The organism is Actinokineospora auranticolor, assembly GCF_002934265.1.
Lineage (GTDB): Bacteria > Actinomycetota > Actinomycetes > Mycobacteriales > Pseudonocardiaceae > Actinokineospora > Actinokineospora auranticolor.
The window spans coordinates 218,668-239,941 of sequence record NZ_PTIX01000011.1; the positions used below are offsets into that span (position 1 = coordinate 218,668).

Sequence of the window (21,274 nt, forward strand, 5' to 3'; positions counted from 1 at the left end):
CCGCCGGGCTACGGCCGAGTCGTGATGGCGTCGGCCCTTCCAAGGCTTGCCCGAGGGCAAGCAGCCGAGTAGCGAGGCCTCGTTCGACCTCGGCCAGTGAGTCGCTGTACTCCGTTCGCCCCCCGTCGACGTCCAACATCCTGCCGATGTAGACAGCCAGGGCCTGGTTGACGCTGGACACCTCGGCCAGGAAGGCCAGTTCGTCGTGGTTCATGGGCCGTCCGTGATGGTTCGGTGCGCGCGCTGTCGTCTCATTGCCACCACTGGGGTATCGGGGGGGTGGCCGCGCGTGGGCGGCTGTGACGCGGTGCTCGGGGATGGCCCGCGCGCCAGCAGCAGCCGCGCACCCGTACCGCGCAGCCGGTTGGTGAGCGCGGCGGCGGTGGAACTGTCGGTGAATAGATGCCCGGCGTCGACGGCCACCGCCGCGTAGGAGTCCGGCAGACGCAGGACATCACACAGACCGGTGAACCCCGGCCGCTGGATCTGACCGGGTGTGAGGTCGCGGTCGACGAACACACCGCAGAGCCGCAGGCGCTCCCGGCGACAAAAGTCCTCCAGCACGCGACGGCACGCGCGGCCGAAGTCCGGGCGCCGTCCGGTGGCGTCGATATAGCCGTAGACCAGGGTGTGGTGGGAGGAGTCCGCGCGAAACCGCGGCGGCAGCGTCACGTCCCGACCGAGAGAGGCAAGCCGTCGCGCCAGGTCCTCGGGTGTCAGTCCGTCCATGTTCACCGCCACCGGTCCGAAGGTCTCGTGGGCGGCATCCGGTGCCGGGGCCCGGAGGACCCGTGGAGGGGAAGGGACCGGGCGCTCCCGGCACCGGATGCCGTACAGGAGAGTCTGCCCAGGTGGGAGCCGGTGGGGAACGAACGACTGTGGCACTTGCGTGGCACTTGCGCTGCACCGCGACGTGGACCCGTGATTGCATACAGCGCGGAAGGAGGCGCAGCGCGTGGCGTCGGTGCGGCAGTGGACAGGGCGTGAGGCCCAGGCGCTTCGCCACGCCCTGCGTCTGAGTATCCGCGGCTTCGGTGAGTATCTGGGTGTCGGTATCCGCACCGTGACCAAGTGGGAAGCCCTGGGCGCCGAGACCACACCGCGGCCGGAGAAGCAGGCGATCCTGGACACCGCCTTGTCGCGGGCCGACGCCGACGCCAAGGTGCGCTTCGAGCTGCTGCTCATGGCCGAGGGCAACTCCCCACTCAAGGGCCGCTACCGGTCCGCGCCTCGAGAATGGGACTACGAGACGTGGACCGACGACCTCGGGCGGGCCGCGGCGTGCCTGGCGCGGCAGGATTTCACCTTCGCCGCCAGCCTCGTCGACCGGTGGCTGCGCCGCTACGATCCGCACGGCCTGGACAACCACGGCCTGTACCTGCGCGCCCGTTCGCTGGCACTGCTCGGCGACGTGCAACGCGACCGAGGCGAGATCCACGGTCCGCTCTCGGCCTGTCGCACCTACGGTCAAGCCCGTCAACTCTTCGTCGACCTGGACATCCCCCGACGGGCGGCGCAGGTGGACCTGGCCCTGGCGGTGATCGAGGAGATGGGCGGCCGGTTGCGGCAGGCCGCCCAGCGCTATGAACTGCTGGCCGACGACGGGCGACTGAGCCCCCAGGACCGCGCCCGTGCCCGGCTGTGGGTGGGCACCGCGTTGACCAAGACCGGCGACATCGTCCATGCCGTGCCCGTCATGGACGAGGCGATCCGGCGCTTCGACGAGCTCGAGGAACCCTCGGATTGGTCGGTGGCGCACCAGAAACTGGCGTTGGCCCACCGTGGCGCGGGTGATTTGTCGAACGCCGCGCGCTACATCGAGGTCGCGCTGTCCACGCGGGCGGCGGACTCCCCGATGCAGCGCGTGCGGCTGGACACCGCCCACGCCCACATCCTGCTGTCGGACAACGCCACGGCTGACAGCGGAGTGCGACTGCTCGATCAGGCCGCGGCGACGGCCCGCGACTACGGCATGTCCCACCAACTGGCCAGCATCGACGGCATACGCCACGCCTTCGAGCGGTCACGGCGATATGGAGGATGAACGGATTCATGGCACAGGCAGTCATCACCGACGCGCACCGGCGGGACGCGCGGACCCTCTGGGACTACCACCAGATGGGACAGCAGCCTCGTCTCTGCGACGTGGCCATCGGCCTCGGCAGCCATGACCTCGGCGTGGCCCAGCACACCGCGGACCTGTATCGGTCGGGCATGGTCCCGCTGGTGGTGTTCAGCGGTGGGAACAGCCCCACCACAGCCGAACGGTTCCCCCGCGGCGAAGCCGTCCACTACCGCGAACACGCCATCGCCTCGGGCGTGCCCGACAAGGCGATCCTGGTGGAGCCGCGAGCGGGCAACACCGGAGAGAACATCACCTTCTCCCGCGCCGTACTCGCCGAGCACGGCCACACACCCCGCAGCGTCCTACTGGTCTCCAAGCCCTATATGCAACGCCGTGCCTTCGCCACCTGCCAGGCCCTGTGGCCGGAGGTCGAGGTGGTCTGCGCCTCCGAACCGCTGACACTGGCCGACTACACACGCTCCATCGGGAACGAAAAACTGGTCGTGGACATGCTCGTCGGGGATCTGCAACGGGTCATCGAGTACCCCGAACAAGGCTTCGCCGCACCACAGGACGTCCCCATCGAGGTGCACGCCGCCTACGACCGGCTGCTCGCCGCCGGGTTCGACAGCCGCCTCATCCACCGATGAACCGGACAACCTGCGCCATCCACCAGCCCAACCTGTTCCCGCGCCTGCCCACCCTGGCCAAGCTCTACGCGGCCGATGTGTGGGTGGTACTCGATGACGTCCAGTTCACCGCACGCGACTACCAACAACGGGCCTGGCTCGAAGACCCTCACACTATGCAGGGTGAATGGCTGAGCCTGTCCGTGCACCGACCCCACGGCCGCCGCACCCTGATCAACCAGGTGCGACTCGCCGATCCAAGCACCAGCGCCCGCCGTGTCCGCCGGATGACGCGCCACTACTACGGCCGCTGTCGACGCTGGCCACACCTCCAACCCCTCATCGAACACACCGCCACGGGCATCGAGACCCACCACGACCTGGCCCACATCGCGGAACGGTCCACCCGTCTGCTCCTCACCCACATGGGCTGGCAGGGCACCGTGGTGCGCAGCAGCTCACTGCCGGCCCGCCCCGAACGCTCACAACGTCTGGCCGACCTCACCGCGGCGGTAGGCGCGCACGCCTACCTCTGCGGACCGGGCGGAGCCCGCTACTTGGACGAGACACCGTTTGCCGAACAGGGCATCACCGTGCGCCACGCCTACATCCCCGCACTCGCAGCACTGCGCGAACGACGCCAGACCACCGGTCTCTGGTGGCTCGCGGTCGCGGACTGGAAAGACCTGCACGGGCTGCTGTGGCGAAGGTGGGTCGGGATATAGCCCGTCGACACCACTCCTGTCAACCGACCTGGAGGCGTGCCCTGAGACTGTCGAGTTCACAGGACCGCCGACGCGCTCGTGCGCTCAACCCGACGAGCAGTTCGCGGGCGATCGGGTCGTGCCGGATCCGCAGCGGCGCCACCCGATCGGCGAGGTCGAGGTGGCGGATCGCCCCACCGTCGCGCGCGCCGTCGGCCTAGGCGAAGACCTGGGCGAGGTCGAAGTGCAGCGCAGCGCGGCGCTCAGCCGAGGCCGGACCGGCGTCCTAGCTGGTGGTCCGGGTGATCTGCTCGGCGCGGTCGGGGCCGGTGTCCAGTTCGACCGCGAGGGACAAGCTCCATGCCCGCACGTTGACCGGGCCGAAGTCGTAGTGCAACGTGGCGCGCTCCCCGGGTCCACGCGGCCAACTCGGCGACCACCCCGAGATGGACCCGGCGGTGTCCGCGTCGCCATCCTTCGCGGCGAGCTGAGCCAACGGCAGATGCAGCATGCCCGCCGCCTCTGCCGCCGCCTTGTCGGACACACCGGGATCCACGTCCCCACCGCGTCCAGGCGGTGCCGGTGACGCGTCGAGCGCGGTAGCGGGCACCAATCCGGCCCAAGGACCACCGCCGCGGACATGGCTGCGAAGCCGCCGAGCGCGGAATCCCCCAGCCGTATCGATCGCGCCGGTCACCCTCCACAACTACGAGACCGGGACGCGCGCCTCCACACTCCACCGGCTGATCGAGATCACCCGGGTGTTCGGCATCTGCCCCGCCGCGGCCCTCATCCACGCTGCCCAGTCGTCATGACCGGGCTCCACACCCGCTCGCCGCTGCGCTGTTGGCGACTTGCTTAGCGAAGGCGCGGGTCAGGGTCGACGGGTGGCCCCCACCTCAGGCCAGTTGGATATTGCGGGCGATGAACGGCATCTTGGCCGCGTTGATCACCACCACCTTTGCGTCCCCGAACCGCCGCGTGGTCAACGCGACCTCCACGGTGCACCGCCTGGCCTTGGACTCCCCCTCACCGCCCACCAGAAGCTGGTGGCCCCTGTCCTCAATCAGCCCCGGCTCGCAGTTCACGAAGACGCTGGTCGCGGTGTCGATCACCGCATCCAGACCGAAATAGGCCACCGCCCCGGCGACGGCCAGGAAAGGCCGGACTTGGCGCGGGGCATCGGCTTCTTTCGTGCTACATCCTGTAGTCGCATCAACACGGACAGTTTTGCCAAGATCACCAACGCGAGGCGTGAGGCTTCGGACGGAGCACCCCTCCGCGAGAACGTAACTGCGTGGTCACCGTCGGAAACCAGCACGTCAGACGATGTCCACATCGAACATAAGTTCGATGTGATGGTATGTTGCCGAACATGACCCGGCCCTCCTCGCCTGCCCCGCCGGACGGGGTGCTGCGGTACCGGCTCGATCTCGCGGGTGCGGCGCTCGCCGTCCTGCCTACCAGCAGCACGCGCGCGCGGCACACACTTGTTTCTGGCGTCAGCACGGTGGTCGCCGCGGGCGGCGAGCTCCGGGTCGACCACTCAGCCCCTGTCGCTGCGCCGGGCGGCGCCGACACCGGGTGGTGTTCGATCGGTGATCGCCCCTATCCGGACCGGGTCGAGTTGGACGAGCGGTTCTCCGGCAACCGTCGCTTCCGTCACCCCGAGATGGCGGAGCGACAGGGGGGAGGCGAGTCGTGATCATCAGCCCGTACACCTCATGGGACGGCGACGCCCTGCACGGACGCAGCCGCGTGCTCACCCCGGTCTGGGTCCGACTCGACACCCTCTTTCCTCGGCCGGACGGGGTCCCCCGTCGTGTGATCGAGACCGGCCTGGACCTCACCGGCGCGGTCCCCGCACGCCTGCACGGCCGCTTCCCCAGCGTGGACGGCGACTGGTGCGGCGTCATCGACTACGAGATCAACTACGCCGACGGCCGACGAGACCAGCTCCAACTCAAAGACCAACTCGTACCCTTCACCGCCCTCCGCCAACGGGACTGACGCGCCGCGACAACACCTTCCGCGGACGGCGAACAGCCAGACTGTGTCCAGTCCGCCGGCCCGCGACCACTCCATGGCCGGCAGTAGCCGGTCCGGGGTCGTGGGCGATGGCGTGGACGGTCCGCTCAGCCCGGGTACACAGGGCCGCTGGCGCTCGTTGACCGGCGACCGGGTCGCGGTGCCGTTCCGGCGGCGGGATTAGGCCGTTCGGGTTACGGTCGAGGGGCGGAGTAGTGCGTGCCGGGAGGTGGCCGAGGTGGCGCGGAAGGCGTCCGGTCGGGTGCCCGGGTGGGTGGAGCCGATGCTGGCCAAGCCGGACGCCGACAGGTTGCGGTCGGGTCCGAAGTGGATCTACGAGTACAAGCTGGACGGCTACCGCTGCTGTATGCGCGTGGCCGCTGACGGTTCGACGGTGTTGACCAGTCGCAACGGATCGACTTCACCGATGAGTTCCCCGAGCTGGCCGAGGTGTATTCGGGTGGGACCGGGTGCGGGGCGGTGGTGTTGGACGGGGAGATCGTCGCCTACGACGAGCACGGCCGCGTCGAGTTCGGACTCCTGCAGGAGCGCCGGGGCCGCTACCGCAGCCACGCCGCGTCGTGCGCGTCGGTTCGAGGACATCCCGGTCCGGTTCCTCGTCTTCGACCTACCCGCCCTCGGTGAAACCCCACTGCTGAACCGGCCCCTGCACGAGCGCCGGGAACGGCTAGCGGCGGTACCGACTGCAGCCCACGCAGCGGCGGCGGGGCAGGCGATCGGGTGATGTGGGGCGGGCGATCGTGGTCAGCGCGGATTCGATGTCGGCTTGTGCTTGCCGTGCGGCCTCGTCGGTGAATGGATGGCGGTGGGTTCGACGAGTCTTCGGGTAGTGCAGGACAGTGCCGTTGGCGTCGATGCCGACCGCGCGGAGCCGATGGCAGTAGTGCCTGCCCTGCGCTTCATCTGCCTGCGTGGGGCCGTTGGATGACTTGACCTCGTGGCCCCAGAGTCGGCCGTCGAGGAAGTCCAGGCGGGCGGCGCCGAGGTTCACCGGCGTGTGTCGGGTGTAGCTGGTGTCGTGTACCGCTTCGCCGAGTCGGACTGTGTCGTTGAGGTGTTCTGGCCGGATTCCCCTGGCATACAGCCAGAGTTGGCGTGGGCAGTGGTAGAGGTACTTGATGTGGACGCCGCCGACGTCGTCCTTGCTGATCACAGGATCGTTCCGGGCTGGTAGGTGTTGTTGGTATCGTGGGAGATGCCGAGCAGACCGCGTTGAGGTGTGTAGTCGCCGTCGACGACGCGGACGCCGAGTGTTCTGTCAAGTCGGCAAAGGCGAGCCGCCCATTGTGGTATCGGGATCAGGTAATCCTCGGCGAGAAGTCTGCCCGCCGAGGTAGGGGTGTTCCCGGCTTCGGCGAGTCCGGCGGCGTAGGCGTCTCGGTGGGCGGAGAGGATGGCCTCCGTGCCGTCGAACAGGGTGTCGAAGGCCTCGCCGAGGTGGGATCGGTCGTCAAAGGGGTAGTCGAAGCTCAGGAACCGCGCGGTGAAGTCGTCACGGTGTTCCATGACCTCGTGGCGCCATCCTCTTCCCCACGGCGAGTCGTAGATGCGGTCGAGCCAGCCAGTCGCATGGTGTTCGTCCACCGTGAGTCCGGCATGTTCGTTGAGGATGGTCCAGGCGTGCTCCACCGGTTCCCGAGGGTAGATGCCGTCGGCGAACTCGTCGACTCTCCCGCGTCGGCTTGTCCAGTTGGGATGGTGGACAACGACGTCGCCTGGTGGGCGTGATCCGATGCGGTTGACTCGACCGAAACGCTGCAAAAGGGCTTCCAGCGGGGCAGCGCTGGTGAACAACGCGTCGAAGTCGAGATCGAGACTGACCTCGACGACCTGAGTGGCCACAAGCAGCCCAGGTCGACGCGACATGTTCGGACCCGCGGCGAATCGCTGTCGCACGGCGGTCTCGATGCGGGAGCGATCAGCGCGGGTGAAGCGTGAGTGCAGGAGGAAAGCCGCGTCCTCGCCATGGTGATCTCGGGTCGTGGGGGCGAGCGCGTCGTACAGTTCCAGTGCGTGCGCGACGTTGTTGGCCACCACGAGCACTGCCTCATCCGCGATCAGGCGTGCTCTGATCGCGGCGATGGCGTCTGGTTCGGTCAGGTGGTGCGGTCTGGTATGCAGCCTGTGCCGGGGCCGGGCGTCCGGTACGACGCCGTCTACGGTCGTGACGACTTGCTCGAGTGTGTCGGTGAACAGCTCCGACAGGGCTACGGGCAGGGTCGCCGACAGCACCGCGACCCGTCCGCCGAGGCGTTCCCAGAGGCGGGTCGCGGCGAGGGTGTAGCCGAGTCTGCGCGGGTCGTAGGCGTGCAGCTCGTCGAGGACGAATACGGAGTTGGCCGCGTCGATGAGGATGCTCGAGTGGGCGGGGCCCGCGAGGGCGGCGCGCAGCAGTTGGTACGGGGTGCCGACGCGAACGCACTCGTGGAACAGCCGGGTCGCTGCGGCTCGGGCGAGCGACTTGCGGGCCGCGTCCACTCGGCAGACGTCGTCGCCGTCTTGTGACGCGGTCGCGGTGGCCAGGTGGTACGACGCGGCCTTCGAATGCGCCACACCAACGACGGTCCCGTCGCCAAAGAGGCCACCCAGGCGCTCGGCCATGGCGTTGATCGAGGACAGGTAGGGCAAGGTGTAGAACACCCGCGGCACAGCTCCGGTGTGGCCAGCGAGGTCTATCGCCTGCCGGGAGGCCCACAGCAACGCCGCCTCGGTCTTGCCGCTCCCGGTCGGGGCGCGCAGCAACAGGTGCCCATTGATCGACGAGGCTTCGATCTGATGTTGTCGGAGCTGTCGTTCTCGGATGCGCATCTGCTCGGCCAGACGGGGAGCGAATGTCGCGTCCAACGGCTGGCTTGAGGACAGATGCCCGTGCGCGGAGGACAGGTGATCGGACAACGTCACCGCGCCTTGCACCAAGACCGCGGCCACACCGGTGTCGGAGTCGACGGGCGAGTCCCACCGGTCCAGTAGGGCGGTGAGGAGGTCTGATGTGGACCGCAGGACATCGTCGGCGGTCGGGTTCCGTGTCACCGGCGTCACCGGCAGTCCAGTGTGCGAGGCTTTCGAGTGCAACCAGGTCGCGAGGGCGTGGACGTGGGTGCTGTCGATGTGGCCGAGTTGTTCGCTCAGCTCGAGTGGGGTGATGTCCCGGTCGTAGTGGTGCTCGATCGTGGTCTTGTCTCCGTCGCCGGTCAGCGCGCGGTGGTGGGTGAGGACAGCGATGGCGACCCAGTCCAGCACTTGGTCGTCGTCGATCAGACCGGGCAGGAATCCCAGCGACAGGACCTCATGGCGCTCGCCCCATCGCCTGGTGCGGCCTGTCACCATCGCTTGGAAGCCCTCGGCCACCTTGCCCGCGTCGTGGGTCAGGCACGCCAGCAGCACCACCGGCCAGAACCGGTCGCCGAGGACGGTTTCCACCAGGTGAATGCGTCCGATCCTGCGCCGTAGCCACTGCGCGGCGGTCAAGGTGGCGTCCAGGTGGCTGGTCAAGGTCTCGACCGGTCGACTCGCTGTGGCGCTCTTGGCCATGACACCGCGCAGCGGCGACGTCATATGCTCACGCTCCGATCATGTCGGCGGCGCTGTCGGAGTGTGTTCCCTCCAGCGGCACCACGGCTTGTCCGCTCTGGGTGGACCAGTGACCCGAGCCGGACAGGGTGGCACTGCTCCTGCCTGTGTGGTCGAAACGATAGGATTCCCACCGTGTACGGTCCCGCCCCGGACTCACGGCGGTCGGTAGGCGGAGCAGGGCGCCATCCGCTTGCTCACCGTCGGGGACGAGCGCTTGCCCTTGAACACCCGGCCGAGGAATCAACTCGACGATACTGAGGCAGACGCCTACGAGGTCCTGGCTGCGTCCGAGGCATAGTGGCCAGATCGGGCGGCGCATCCGCGACTGCCATGCCTCGAGGTCGTCGAGGAGCCATACCGTCAAGGTCACATCGGCCAGGAACTCTCGTGTTCGTGGAGCCGGTGATGCCTTCGTTCCAGACGCGACCAGCGGGTGATACGTCTCCAGGTCCTCACCCGCACCTCGGGCGTGGAAGGCCATGGCGAAGCGAAGATCACGCGACACCCGGTGCCATCCGCCTGCCGCGGCGGCCAGTAGCCCACCCACCGTGGCCGGGGGCGGGCAGGGCAGTCCGACCTGAACCCCTCGGTACAGCGGATTGCGGAATGACACCACCGGGGCAGTGATCACGACTTGCAGCGCTGTGCGGGTCTGCGTGCTCATACCGACGGTTCCGTGAACCAGCCGTCCCGGTCGCCGCGACGGATCTGTTCGGCCAGTTGGCGCAGCAGGACGCGTGGGTGATCGAGCTGGACCGTACCTTCGGCAAGCAGGTCGTGGATCTCGTCGCGGCAGCGGTCGCGGTCGTCGCCGAGAAAGCCGGGGGCCCAGCCGAGCGACACGGGCCCGTCGAGTTCGTCGGCCCAGACGGCGAGTTCTTCCCGGAGCACCGAGGACAGCACACCCGGACGCCCGTCCCGGAGACCGAACACCCGGGTGAACGGGTTGACTCCGCCCTTCATCGGCACCAACAGCACCAGGCTCGGGGTTCGGTCGCCGTAGTGCAGCGACCGTTTCGCACCACCGCGCACCGCGGCCAGCGTCTCCAACAGCAGCGCTACCCGCCTGCGACGCTCCTCCATGGGCAGCGCCACGGCTTCGTTGCCGCGCAGCGTTGTGGCTGTCGCTCCCGCCTTCACCGCTTCGTTTCCGGTATCAGCGGAGAAGGCCGTGCGCAGGCCACTGCCCGCTGTCTCGAAAACCCCTGCGCGGGGCAGATCCAGCAGTACGTCCCCGGCCATCACACCGCTGTAGAGTTCATGCGAGTGCAGGACTGGGGACTGGCCGGTCGGGAAGTCCCGACTCATCGTGCCGAAGTCCTTCGTCGGCCGCTGCGGCGCCAGTGACACGAAGGTCCCTGTGGCCAACACCGTGTCCCGTTGGAAGTTCTCGCTCTTCACCGCGACCATGTATCCGAACAGGTCATCATCGAGGAACCGGTCCGGACGCCCCGCGGTGTAGGCCTGCTGCTTGTTTCTCCCCTTGGGGATCACCACTGTCGACCTGGGTTCGTCGTTCGGCAGGGAGTCCCGCAGCCATCGCCGGAACGCCTGAGCGGACACGTACGGATAGATGTCGCGACCGACCCGCAACTGCTTCACCCGAGCCGTGGTGTCCTCGCTCTCGCCGTTGTTCGGCGCTCCCGCGACCACGTCGATGGCGACCTTGCCCACCAGGAAAGTCATGACACCTCCAGTTCGTCGTCCGCCAGTTCGGTGTCGAGACCTTCTTTGTCCTGCTCGGGTCGCTTCGACACCCACCCGAACCTCTTCAACTCCGCCAGGACGCCGATCAGCAGGTACTCGCGGTGGAACCAAGCCGAGTTGTCCGGGTCGGGGTCGAACAGCAGGGTCAACGCCGCCCGGCTGATGAACGGCTCGTCCGAGGACTCCCAGGGATCGATGGCCCACACAACCGCCTCGGCCGACAGCAGCCGGCGCAGCTTCCTCGGCTCGGACACGGCACTACGGAAGGCGCGGAGCTTGCCTCCCGTATCCTCAGCCTTCAGCTTCGACGCGATCTTGCGTGCCGTGGCGTCGATCTCGGCCAGATCCTTGTCTTTCATCAGCATCACCTCCACGACGAAGAAACGAAGCAGTTCGATCAGGCCAAGCGCGCGGTCGCGCTGTTCCTCACCGTCGATGACCGACCGCAGCAGGGGGCTGACACAGCGGGTGACCAGTCGCGGCGGGCGGGCGAACACGGTGCGCGCCAGGCCGACCTGCCCGCTCACGGTCGAGCTGGCCTGTGCCTGTTCCAGCACACCAAAGGCGGGATGCCGCGACCGTCGTCGCAACCACTCGGCCAGCGGCTGATCCAGAACTCGTGTCCGTAGCAACTGTCCACGATTGTTGTTGTTGACCACCATCAGTTCAACGCCCGCTCGTATGCGTCCGCGATACGATTTCAGCGCCTCCACCACGATGACCTCCGCCAACTCATCCGGACGCTCGGCCTCTCCGGCTATGGTGATCACCTTTGCCGTACGATCTACCTGTCGCCGTACAGTCTCGGCGAGGAACGACTCGTCCCAACTATGAACCACCGATGACGGCCCACCGGTCAGCCGGCACCCGTAGGGATACGCACGGAAGCAGATCAGGCACGGCCAACACAGACTCATACCTTCGTGTCCCGGCGGAGTACTGTTCCGATAGGACTCACTCTCGGCCAGCGCGACATCCATCTTCCCGAAGAAGCCGACCGCGGCCCGCCCACACAACACACACGGCACGCCAGGCCAACGGCCGGCCTCCGGCAGCGTGAACCAGGCACGCACCGCCCGCCCCACCTGCTCGCGAGACTTCTTGGCGTTGCCCGGATGGTTCATGGGCGAGTTCGGGAACAACGAATAGCTCGCCTTCCTCCAGAACCCGCCCCCGCATTGCTTGTCGACCACGAGCGCGGCCTGAAGGCAGTCGCGCAGGAGAACGTTCGTCGCGCCATCGAACTTTGACGCCGTCACCGCCGCAGGATCCGAAACGCTACTCAGTGCCGCGATCACATACGCGCCTACACGCTGCAATGGGTGTGGGGTCAACACCAACTGCGACTGCGGCCCACTCACGAGCCCACCCAGCCCATCCCGGCAGCGTTGGCTTGGCCAAGTCCCCAACTCCAGAGCGCCCGAAGCATCTCCGGCGCCCCGGCGATCTCCACCTCCACCGCGGCTCCCGGTTTCGCGCCCTCCCCCACCGCGAACGACCGCTTCGGCCCAACCCACTCCACCGACTCCAGGCTCACCCGCGGATCCAGACCCAGCGTTTCCGCCTTCCGGCGGAGATTTCCCTGGAAGTACTCCGCCCACCCGGCTTCCCCCGGCAGCAACCACTCCTGCCTGGTCGCCCGCAGCCCGGACTCGTCCCGACCCGCGCCCTTCATTACCACTGGTGTCACCGTGCGGAACCTGGCCCGTCCCGAGCCGAACTCCGGAGGCTCAACAGGCTCGATCCCGGACACCCGCAGCGCCACGCCTCCCCAGTCGAGCACCCGGAACCCGGCCAGCCCACGCGCCAAGGTCTCGACCACGCCCGACACCGGGCTGCCGAACTCGATAGTCCCCGGGCCGCCGATCGCGTAACTACCGCGGCGCCGTCGCGCCGCCGGGAACACAGGCGCCCCATACCCCAGCGGCGCCATGCCGTGTACCCCGAACCCGACATCGTGCAACCGCTTCCCCAAAGCACCATCGACCTCGGTGATCGCCGAATACGCCACCGCCCGACCGGGCCTCAACACCTCCCGCCACGGCAACTCCTTGGCCGCCGTCGACACAACCAACCGCAAGCGCATACAACCTCCCGGACACCTCGGAGAACCACACACCCGAAGACCAGCGAGAACAGCCCCGCCCCGAAACTGTCGGTGGGCGCCGACATAATCACCCCGGCAACCATCCATGACGACCAGCAGAACCTGACGCTACCGGGCCCGCGTGAGCGATGTAACGATGACCATTACAACGACCATCTTTTGTCCACTTCACCGGTGACCGCAACCAACGTGGAGCGAGCACTACTCACGTTCTCGCCGATCGGTCGCAAGTTCTCAACGCAACCGACGACACCGACAACCCTCGGAGGGGCGACAAGTTCTTCAAGGAGCCAAACATGACCACTACAAGTTGCGAACCCGTCAACCAAAACCATCCGGGTAATGAGAGTCGGCATGATGCTACCGCAACGAAGCCGCCACACCACGCCACAACCACCTCCAGCAGCGACACACCGCCTCGGCCAGCACGACCGGAGGTTCGCTGCAAAACCTGCCCTCAACCGCCTTCCACATGCCTCACTTGACCAGCAGGTTTACCCTGGGGTCCTCATCGCCCCTACGAGGGTTCGCAACCTGCTGATCGTCGGCTCCAACGACGAAGCCGCCGAGGTCCTCATCGCCCCTACGAGGGTTCGCAACTGGTTGGTCGAGTTCCGGCCCCGCCGGTGCTGGGAGTCCTCATCGCCCCTACGAGGGTTCGCAACGCGGAGGCGATCCGCTACAGCCTGGACCGCTTGAGTCCTCATCGCCCCTACGAGGGTTCGCAACTTTCGACGCGCCCACACAGACCGTGTCCGGTGCGGTCCTCATCGCCCCTACGAGGGTTCGCAACCTCATCAGGGTCAGGGATCCACGGCAAGGGATCCGCGTCCTCATCGCCCCTACGAGGGTTCGCAACACGGTGCTGCGGCGCGACATCACCAGCCAGGACCGTCCTCATCGCCCCTACGAGGGTTCGCAACGCCAGGGCGCCGCTGCGCACGACCGAGGAAGGGGTCCTCATCGCCCCTACGAGGGTTCGCAACTGAGGTGACCGTGGGCCAGATCTACACCGCGCAGGTCCTCATCGCCCCTACGAGGGTTCGCAACTTCGTCAAGGTGTCGTGGCCGGAGGAGTTCGGTGACGCGTCCTCATCGCCCCTACGAGGGTTCGCAACGCGCTGGTGTGGCGCTGCCGCTGCTCGCGGACGGAGTCCTCATCGCCCCTACGAGGGTTCGCAACTCGCAGGAGTCGATCACGAAGTCGCAGCCGTCCGGGTCCTCATCGCCCCTACGAGGGTTCGCAACCTTGTCGTCTCCCGTCACCGGCTCGGGGAACTTCACGTCCTCATCGCCCCTACGAGGGTTCGCAACAGCGGTACCCGGATGTGGAAGCGCGGCGTGCGCTGGTCCTCATCGCCCCTACGAGGGTTCGCAACCACACCACGTGCTCGATCACCTGCCCCGAGAAGACCGGTCCTCATCGCCCCTACGAGGGTTCGCAACTAGTTGGACTGGACCACCGTGACCTCCTTTCGTAGCTGTCCTCATCGCCCCTACGAGGGTTCGCAACATCACCTCCAGCACCCCGACCGCCCGCTCGCCGAGGTCCTCATCGCCCCTACGAGGGTTCGCAACTCTGCTAGATATGCGTCGTTGTCCTGATGGGTTGCGGTCCTCATCGCCCCTACGAGGGTTCGCAACATCTGGGTCACGGCAGACAAGAGCCTGCACCACCAGGTCCTCATCGCCCCTACGAGGGTTCGCAACCTCCTGCGGGCGTGGACGCTCAGGGGGATGTCGTGTCCTCATCGCCCCTACGAGGGTTCGCAACACGTGGACGCGCTCGCGGAGCGCTTGGCCGCCGCAGGTCCTCATCGCCCCTACGAGGGTTCGCAACGTGGAGTACGTCCGCGCTCAGCGAGATGACGAGCCCGTCCTCATCGCCCCTACGAGGGTTCGCAACGTGCTGTTCGTCCACGCCCCGCACCTGGTGCGCAAGTCCTCATCGCCCCTACGAGGGTTCGCAACTCTGCCTGGCCTATGACCCAGTGCACGTCTGGAGGTCCTCATCGCCCCTACGAGAGTTCGCAACACGGTGCCCGTGGGGCGAACCGGCGGGCCTGCGCGTCCTCATCGCCCCTACGAGGGTTCGCAACAGCACAATCCGGCGCGGGTGTAGTCGCGGCGGGACGGTCCTCATCGCCCCTACGAGGGTTCGCAACGGCACCCCGGGGGTCTACCTCCTGGAGGGCCACGCCATGTCCTCATCGCCCCTACGAGGGTTCGCAACTTGCCGCCGGGGCCCTGCTGCTCGATGAGCCGCCGGTCCTCATCGCCCCTACGAGGCTTCGCAACAGGCGGCCAGTTTCGCCAGGTCCCCCACCTTGCGGCGGTCCTCATCGCCCCTACGAGGGGTTCGCAACTGACCTGAGAAGACCCGCCGCTCTGGCTGACCCCCCGGTCCTCATCGCCCCTACGAGGGTTCGCAACATGGCCGCAGGAAAGGAAGCTCCCGTCATGCTTCCGGGTCCTCATCGCCCCTACGAGGGTTCGCAACGCGCACCCATCTCCCTGTAGCTGGCTGCCTGTATCCGGTCCTCATCGCCCCTACGAGGGTTCGCAACCAGGTCGACGGCGGCCACCATGGGGAACTGGCGCAGGTCCTCATCGCCCCTACGAGGGTTCGCAACCCGGTCGACACCGGTTTGGTGAGTTCCGGCGTCGCCGTCCTCATCGCCCCTACGAGGGTTCGCAACTGCGGCAGGTACCAGGACCTGGTGGTGCCGTTGGCGGTCCTCATCGCCCCTACGAGGGTTCGCAACATGACCGGCGGCCGCCCGACGCCCGGCGAGCCGACCGATCCTCATTGCCCCTACGAGGGTTCGCAACGGTTGTGCGCCCACACGGTCATCGTGGACGGGGAGGTCCTGATCGCCCCTACGAGGGTTCGCAACCGGGTGGCGTTGCCTCCCCGTGATCGAGGTCCCTATCGCCCTACGAGCGTTCGCCACTCGATGAGCTGGACCGGCTTGCTCCACGGCGCCGGTCAGTGGTGGGAAGGCCAACTGCAGGAGGCGATTGACGCGGCCCGGCCTCGGTACCGCCCCGAGTTGAACGTCAAAGGTGCTCGCCGCCAGGTCCATCGCAGCACTGTGTTCCGGCGACCGGTGGTGGGCGGTCGTCAGCGACCAGATCGGTGTGGGCCGAGGCTAGGCCCGCCGCGTACGCCGGGCTAAGGACGAAGTGCTCGCCGCCGACCTGGACGCGGGTTTTGGCGCCACCACCACGGTCGCTGAGGCGCTGGCAGCCTGGCAGGTCTCGCGGACGGCCGTCGGTGTCGCCGGCCTGGCTGAGGCTGTCGTTGGAGCCCCGACGACCGTCAACGCGCAGGAATCCGCCGAAGCCGCGGCGATGGACACGAAGTACCCCGACACCGAGCGGCGCGGCTACGGAAGTTGCAGGTCAGCAGCACGCATCAAGCTGGAGACATGGAGTTGCTCGGTCTTCGGACACGTGGGGTTCCAGTCGCTAGCGACTGGAACCCTCTTCTCGTAAAGCCGCTGATCGGTGCTACGTGAGTTTTAGCAGCGTTCAGCACCGGGGAAGGAGGCCAGGTCCTCCGGCCCCTCACGGGGCACCCGGCTCCGCAGCCAGGTCCAGCGAGCACGACCGGTGCATCAGCCGAGACATCTCCTCGGCCGTGGCGGGGCGACCTCCAAGCCTGCGGAGCCGGTCCATTCGGCTCCAGCGTGACGGCCACGACCTCGATCGATCCCTCCCCCACCGGGACGCCGTCGGTTTCCCCGAGGGTGAAAGACACGACCGGTGCCGTGCTTGAGGCGGAAGCACCTGCAGCGTGCGCGTTCGGTGTCGGCTGCCCGCAACGCGCGGGCAGCAGGCGGCGATGATCAGCCGGTAGGGCACTTCTCGGTCCCCAGCCCGAGCGACCAACCGCACCGATGGCACCGCCGAGCACGCGGGCAGTCGTCACCGCTGTGGTCGGAGTCGTGGTGGTAGTCGGCGGGCTGCTGGCGCTGCTGTGGCTACTTGTCGACGGCGGTACCGTGCGGGCGAATGCGCAGGTGGAGCTGGCGCGCATCGGGGTCACCGCGCTGCTGGGTCCCGGGGTCCTGTTCGGCCTGTACCTGGCCTGGCGGCGGCAACGTTCCACCGAGATCGGGTTGGCGCAGAAGGAACGCGACCAAGCCGACGTCGCCCGCGCCTACGCCCTGCAACGCGAGATCTTCGACACCACCCGCCAGCACCGGAAGCGAGTGGCCGCGGCCACCGAGGCCGACGCCCCCGTGTTGCCGACCTCTACACCAAGGCGGTCGAGCAACTTGGCTCCGACAAAGCCCTCGTGCGGTTGGGTGGGCTTTACGCCCTTGGACGCCTCGCCCAGGACCACGCCGAGCAGCGGCAGGCCGCGACCAACTCGTCCGCCGAGCGGAAAGGCACGTCCGTGCGCGACCGTAACGCCCGTGGTCCGTCGAAGGCTGCCATCCGCCTCGTCGAACGCGGCAGGACCCGTCCGATCGCCCACGTCGCCGCCGAGATGGGCTTCTCGCGCCAGTGCGCCTCCCAGTGGGGCAATCGTTATCGCCGTTTCGGCGAGGCCGGGCTGGTCGACCGCCTCAGCACTCCGTGCCGGGACCGTACGTGGTCGGCCCGCCGCATCGCCCTGGAAGACGGTGACCGCCCGAGGTTCCTGTCCGGACGAGTGAGCGATGTTCCGCAGTCTTGACTCCGAGTGGTTGATGTTCGGGTGCGCCAGGACGGAGCGTCATCTCGGGTCAGGCCGGGGGCGGTATCGTCACGCCTGGTCCGGACCGTAGCGGGAACAGTCGACGAGACGTTGATCGCCAGGGAATTCCACGTCTGTCAATCCTGATCGCACGTCGAAGGTGCCGCGACTGAACACGACCAGTCCCTTGTCCGGATCGCAAAAAACCAGGCCGCCCTGCCCGCCGGCACCGGGCCGTTCGAGCACCTCGGCAATGGCCCGCAGCTTCACCCCCGTCGGGTCCTCCGCGCGCCACGTCAACACGATCTCGGCTGCGGGCCGGGTCGGGTCGGACACGAACGGTGCCAAGGCGCCGTAGTCGCCCGCACAAGCCGCCGCGTGCACACCGGTGACGTCTCGGGCGACAGCCTCGCCGAGCGGGGTCCCGTTCGTGTAGGTCAGGGCGGGCGCACCGCAGGAGGTTCGCGGCGCGGTGTCTCGCTGCTCGCCGTCGAGCAGGAGGACGAGTCCCCAGGCGAGGAATACCGCGACCACCATCACCGCCAGCACCCTGTTCAGTGCTCGACCCCGCGCGGACCTCATCCGCACGCCGGTTCCACGAGCGAGCATCGGCGTGCGCCCGCACCGCTGACCACGCGGAAGGAGCCGCCATCGCTCGGTACGGTCAGCGTGCCGGTGCGGCCGCCGGAGGACCAGGTGAAGTGAACGGTCCAACGGCAGTCGCACGAGGTGGTGGCGGCGTGGAGGAGGAACGTCTCGGAGTCGGTGCTGGTGATCTCGTAGGGGAACGCCACCGGATCCACACGCCACCCCTTGGAGCGGGCCAACTCGACCGCCTTGGGGTCCACCGGCCTGCCGATCACGCTGGGTCGGGGTTGGTCGAGGTCGATGTCGACGTACCGGTAGTACTCGGGGCCCCGCACTGGTCGTTGAGCACCACCCCCTGCGGTGGCGTGTCCCGGCTGAGCACTTCGACCGTGATGCCGGTGATCACCACGCCGCGGTCGGGGCGCCGTCCCTGCAGGGTGACCATCACCTCGCCGGTGTCGGCGGAGGCGCCGTCGGCGAGGGGAGCGACGTCGGTCCAGGACTGGAAGCCGCCTCCGTGGAGCCGCGGCCACATCCCCGTGACGGGCTTGGGCGTGAACCAGTTCGACGAGCATCGCTGCGCGGCTGGCACGGCCGCCGCCACCAACGGAACCTCGGCATCGTCGATTCCCGATTGCACCGGCGGATCGTCGTTGAGGGAGTTGACCAGCAACAGTCCACCCAGAATCAGCAAGCAGACCAGCAGCGCCGTCCAGCCCATTCTCCCCGGCGAGTGATAGGCGTTCTGGGTGATACCGCCCCTGATATCCCGGGCCTGCACGACCGCAGAACCCGATCCGCTCAACGAGTTGCGCGTTGTCGAGGGATCATCGTTTTTCTTGTCCGGACCGATGTCGTCAGCGTTGTCCCGCGGCGACGAGTCCATGTGGTGGAACCTACCAGTGGCGTTTCCGGCGATGATCGCCACCGCTCGCCAAGAACGCCGGGTCGCGCGTTCTGACCATCCGATCGATCGCGACTCGGTAATCCCCATGCCGGTTCCAGTCGATCGCCTCCCACCACGCGTGACAGCTCGCTCGAGACCGCATCGGGTCCCGGACCGGAGGGGAATCGTGGCCGCGCCGTCGAGGCACCTGCGGTGATCGATCCCGGGCGGGGAGGGTCGCCTCGTCACGAACTCGGCGTGCGCCGCGCATGCGGACCGGGCGCGCCCGTCGGGAACCGCGCGTGAAACCCGGTCGAGCCGCCGATCCGATCGGCGTCGAGGGGTGAGTCGACACCGCGCAACGCCAAGCGCCAGGGGACGTCGATCTCGGTGCCGGGCACGCCGGTGGCCCGCGTCGCGTCCTCCTGTCCGGGAGGCGGGGCGACAGCCCGGTCGCGGTTGGTGGGCCGGTGCGAACGCGTCCGTGTGTGTCGGCCGGTGTGCCGGTGCGGGGTCCTCTATGCCTGTCGGCCGGGCGCGTGTACGGCGTGGGCTATGCGGGGTGTTCCCTGACGTGGTGGACCAGTGCGGTGAGAGCCGCGCCGGGGATGGTGATCGTGGGGCCGGCTCGGTGTTTGCCGTCCCGGATGCCGGCATGGTCGTTGTTGTGTCGGTGGTTGATTTCCACGCAGGCCTCGTTGGGCTGCGAGGAGGTGGACTTGCGCCACGAATCCGCGAGCTGGATGGTCACGGTGTCGTCCTGTCGTAGTCGTCGGCGATGCCGGAGATCATCTTCTCGCACGCCTCGCCCGCGACCGCGAGCCGCCAGCGCTGTTCGAAAAGGTCCTGGTAGGGCCGCACGTGCTCGGGGTCGCGGAGATACTGCGCGTCGGCGAGGTGCTCCAGGCACACCACGTCCATGGGCGCGATGGGTTCGGCCGCGCCGGGAATGTGCATCAAGGTGAAGTTCAGCGACGAGTGCCGCGCCGGTGGCCCGGCGAAGGGGGCGAGGCGCAGTTCGACCGTGGGGCGCGCGGCGAAGCGCAGCAGGGCGCGCATCTGTTCGGCCATGACCGCGCTCGTGCCGTGGCGGCGGCGCAGGCACGATTCCGACAGGATCATCCGCACTCGTGGCGGTGGTGGGTCGACGCGCTCCAGCAGGGCGTGCCGTTGTCGGAGTCCGTGGAGGACGAGGTCGCGATCGAGGAGGGGCCCGGCCGCCTGTTGCAGTGCGAGCCGGTAGTGCTCGGTTTGGGCGAGGCCGGGCACGATCTCGCTCTGGATCTGGTTGATCTCGGTGGCGTGGCGTTCCATGTCGAGGCCGTGCCAGAAGGCGTCGGTGAACGCGGAGAAGACGGTCGTCCAGTCGTCCCCGGCCCGCCATGCCCGCTCGGCCAGGTCGACCAACGCCTCGACCACCTCCGGGGTGGCGTTGTAGGCCCTGGCGAGCAGGCGCACGTCCTCGGGTTTGGCCTTGGACTGGCCCTGCAGGATCCGGCTGATCTTCGACCCTTGCAGATCGGTGGCCTTGGCGGCCTCGGCGTCGGTGAGACGTGCCGTCGCCTTCAGGTCGTTGAGCGCGTGCAGCAGCCGCGTGTGTGCCGTCGACAGGGCCCGCTTCGACACCCTCTGTCCGCCTCCGTCCCACCCGACCACCACACCGCGACACCCGTTCAGCCCAACAGAAAATAGGAATTCCTATGTAGCGTGGTGTCATGGTCCCCACCGCCGAGCAGTCTAGAAGCCACCCGGGCTGGGAAGATCACCCCCGTTCATCGACAACCACCGACCGTCACGCCACCACGTGCCTCGCGGCGTGGCGGTGGGGAACGTTCCGATCGGCGGGACTCGACCTCGGCAGGCTTCACGCCGTCCGCCCGGGCCACCCGGTCCAGCCGTACGGCCTGTGCGGCATGCCCATCACCCATACGTGGGAGCACCCCCCGGCCATTCCCAGCGGGCACTGCGCCGACTGCTGCGTGGCACTCATGCGATTCCTGCTCCCCGTGGAACGGCACTACACGACCCCCACACGGATCCCGCCCCCGTCCTGAGCCCCGCCACGACCCCGGACCCACCACAGCGCGAAACCGCTGCCCCACGGCTCCCGGCGTGGACACACGCGCCATCGAGCCCCTCGGGTCACCTCGGCCACGGCCGGTGGGCGGTCCCGAGGTGATCGGGGTGGCGCGGAAGGCGTCCGCTCGGGTCCCCGGACGGGTGGAGACGACGTTGGTCAAAGCCCGACGGCGACCGGGTTGCACCATGACCGGCCATGA

21 protein-coding genes, 1 pseudogene and 1 CRISPR repeat array are annotated in these 21,274 nt (G+C 67.9%); of the genes and pseudogenes, 7 read left to right on the forward strand and 15 right to left on the reverse strand.

Annotated elements, in window-relative coordinates; all coding sequences use genetic code 11:
• Window positions 1–210: 210 nt before the first annotated feature.
• The gene (locus CLV40_RS21115) at window positions 211–741 is read right to left on the reverse strand and encodes a hypothetical protein (RefSeq protein WP_146108148.1); all 531 of its coding nucleotides are present in this window, start codon (window positions 739–741) and stop codon (window positions 211–213) included.
• Window positions 742–955: 214 nt separating this feature from the next.
• Here CLV40_RS21115 and CLV40_RS21120 point away from each other — a divergent pair, with 214 nt between their 5' ends.
• From CLV40_RS21120 to CLV40_RS21130, 3 genes are read left to right on the forward strand one after another with little or no spacing between them, the layout of a single operon-like run.
• On the forward strand, window positions 956–2,044 hold the full coding sequence (locus CLV40_RS21120) for a helix-turn-helix domain-containing protein (protein WP_104480684.1): 1,089 nt from the start codon (window positions 956–958) through the stop codon (window positions 2,042–2,044).
• A gap of 8 nt (window positions 2,045–2,052) precedes the next feature.
• On the forward strand, window positions 2,053–2,715 hold the full coding sequence (locus CLV40_RS21125; RefSeq protein ID WP_104480685.1) for a YdcF family protein: 663 nt from the start codon (window positions 2,053–2,055) through the stop codon (window positions 2,713–2,715).
• Window positions 2,712–3,419: a WbqC family protein gene (locus CLV40_RS21130; protein ID WP_104480686.1), complete on the forward strand. Its 708-nt coding sequence runs from the start codon at window positions 2,712–2,714 to the stop codon at window positions 3,417–3,419. The genes CLV40_RS21125 and CLV40_RS21130 overlap by 4 nt, the downstream gene beginning before the upstream one ends.
• Before the next feature lie 265 nt (window positions 3,420–3,684).
• On the opposite strand, the gene CLV40_RS21135 is transcribed toward CLV40_RS21130, so the two are convergent.
• On the reverse strand, window positions 3,685–3,942 hold the full coding sequence (locus CLV40_RS21135) for a hypothetical protein (RefSeq protein WP_104480687.1): 258 nt from the start codon (window positions 3,940–3,942) through the stop codon (window positions 3,685–3,687).
• A gap of 355 nt (window positions 3,943–4,297) precedes the next feature.
• Window positions 4,298–4,537, reverse strand: a complete 240-nt coding sequence (locus tag CLV40_RS21140) for a hypothetical protein (RefSeq protein ID WP_146108149.1) — start codon at window positions 4,535–4,537, stop codon at window positions 4,298–4,300.
• A gap of 236 nt (window positions 4,538–4,773) precedes the next feature.
• Between CLV40_RS21140 and CLV40_RS21145 the strand changes: the two genes are divergently transcribed.
• Entirely contained in the window at window positions 4,774–5,103 is a 330-nt protein-coding gene (locus CLV40_RS21145) for a hypothetical protein (RefSeq protein WP_146108150.1), read from the forward strand.
• Complete coding sequence (locus CLV40_RS21150; protein ID WP_104480690.1) at window positions 5,100–5,408, forward strand: hypothetical protein; 309 nt, start codon at window positions 5,100–5,102, stop codon at window positions 5,406–5,408. The genes CLV40_RS21145 and CLV40_RS21150 overlap by 4 nt, the downstream gene beginning before the upstream one ends.
• Window positions 5,409–6,114: 706 nt before the next feature.
• On the opposite strand, the gene CLV40_RS21160 is transcribed toward CLV40_RS21150, so the two are convergent.
• From CLV40_RS21160 to CLV40_RS21185, 6 genes are read right to left on the reverse strand one after another with little or no spacing between them, the layout of a single operon-like run.
• Window positions 6,115–6,600: a CRISPR-associated protein Cas4 gene (locus CLV40_RS21160; RefSeq protein WP_219824055.1), complete on the reverse strand. Its 486-nt coding sequence runs from the start codon at window positions 6,598–6,600 to the stop codon at window positions 6,115–6,117.
• Entirely contained in the window at window positions 6,597–9,002 is a 2,406-nt protein-coding gene (locus CLV40_RS21165) for a CRISPR-associated helicase/endonuclease Cas3 (RefSeq protein ID WP_104480692.1), read from the reverse strand. Before CLV40_RS21165 ends, CLV40_RS21160 begins: the two co-directional genes overlap by 4 nt.
• A gap of 4 nt (window positions 9,003–9,006) precedes the next feature.
• Window positions 9,007–9,684 (reverse strand): CRISPR-associated protein Cas5, encoded by a 678-nt coding sequence (gene cas5, locus CLV40_RS21170; protein ID WP_104480693.1) that lies wholly within the window; start codon window positions 9,682–9,684, stop codon window positions 9,007–9,009.
• Window positions 9,681–10,706, reverse strand: coding sequence for a type I-B CRISPR-associated protein Cas7/Cst2/DevR (cas7i, locus tag CLV40_RS21175; protein ID WP_104480694.1), 1,026 nt, complete (start codon window positions 10,704–10,706; stop codon window positions 9,681–9,683). The genes cas5 and cas7i overlap by 4 nt, the downstream gene beginning before the upstream one ends.
• Entirely contained in the window at window positions 10,703–12,025 is a 1,323-nt protein-coding gene (locus tag CLV40_RS37350) for a hypothetical protein (protein ID WP_146108151.1), read from the reverse strand. Before CLV40_RS37350 ends, cas7i begins: the two co-directional genes overlap by 4 nt.
• Before the next feature lie 59 nt (window positions 12,026–12,084).
• The gene (locus CLV40_RS21185; RefSeq protein WP_104480696.1) at window positions 12,085–12,813 is read right to left on the reverse strand and encodes a CRISPR-associated endoribonuclease Cas6; all 729 of its coding nucleotides are present in this window, start codon (window positions 12,811–12,813) and stop codon (window positions 12,085–12,087) included.
• A 525-nt stretch (window positions 12,814–13,338) separates the two neighbouring features.
• A CRISPR array of direct repeats spans window positions 13,339–15,731; the repeat unit is 30 nt; unit sequence GTCCTCATCGCCCCTACGAGGGTTCGCAAC.
• A 289-nt stretch (window positions 15,732–16,020) separates the two neighbouring features.
• On the opposite strand from CLV40_RS21185, the gene CLV40_RS21190 reads away from it, so the two are divergent.
• Entirely contained in the window at window positions 16,021–16,332 is a 312-nt protein-coding gene (locus CLV40_RS21190) for a hypothetical protein (protein ID WP_104480697.1), read from the forward strand.
• 488 nt (window positions 16,333–16,820) lie between these two features.
• Here CLV40_RS21190 and CLV40_RS38165 read toward each other — a convergent pair whose 3' ends face one another.
• Window positions 16,821–17,042 carry a hypothetical protein gene (locus CLV40_RS38165; RefSeq protein ID WP_181043640.1) on the reverse strand — a complete coding sequence of 74 codons (222 nt, stop codon included), beginning with the start codon at window positions 17,040–17,042 and terminating at the stop codon, window positions 16,821–16,823.
• Window positions 17,043–17,239: 197 nt separating this feature from the next.
• On the opposite strand from CLV40_RS38165, the pseudogene CLV40_RS40835 reads away from it, so the two are divergent.
• A pseudogene (locus CLV40_RS40835) lies at window positions 17,240–17,464 on the forward strand (helix-turn-helix domain-containing protein); the annotation flags it as partial.
• A gap of 126 nt (window positions 17,465–17,590) precedes the next feature.
• On the opposite strand, the gene CLV40_RS21200 reads toward CLV40_RS40835, so the two are convergent.
• The 5 genes from CLV40_RS21200 to CLV40_RS21215 form a co-directional block, all read right to left on the reverse strand.
• On the reverse strand, window positions 17,591–18,061 hold the full coding sequence (locus tag CLV40_RS21200) for a hypothetical protein (protein ID WP_146108152.1): 471 nt from the start codon (window positions 18,059–18,061) through the stop codon (window positions 17,591–17,593).
• Window positions 18,062–18,099: 38 nt separating this feature from the next.
• Entirely contained in the window at window positions 18,100–18,444 is a 345-nt protein-coding gene (locus CLV40_RS21205; RefSeq protein ID WP_146108153.1) for a hypothetical protein, read from the reverse strand.
• On the reverse strand, window positions 18,381–18,995 hold the full coding sequence (locus tag CLV40_RS21210) for a hypothetical protein (RefSeq protein WP_146108154.1): 615 nt from the start codon (window positions 18,993–18,995) through the stop codon (window positions 18,381–18,383). The genes CLV40_RS21205 and CLV40_RS21210 overlap by 64 nt, the downstream gene beginning before the upstream one ends.
• A gap of 553 nt (window positions 18,996–19,548) precedes the next feature.
• Window positions 19,549–19,746 (reverse strand): DUF397 domain-containing protein, encoded by a 198-nt coding sequence (locus CLV40_RS38170; protein ID WP_181043634.1) that lies wholly within the window; start codon window positions 19,744–19,746, stop codon window positions 19,549–19,551.
• The gene (locus CLV40_RS21215; RefSeq protein WP_181043635.1) at window positions 19,743–20,621 is read right to left on the reverse strand and encodes a helix-turn-helix domain-containing protein; all 879 of its coding nucleotides are present in this window, start codon (window positions 20,619–20,621) and stop codon (window positions 19,743–19,745) included. The genes CLV40_RS38170 and CLV40_RS21215 overlap by 4 nt, the downstream gene beginning before the upstream one ends.
• Window positions 20,622–21,274: the final 653 nt, after the last annotated feature.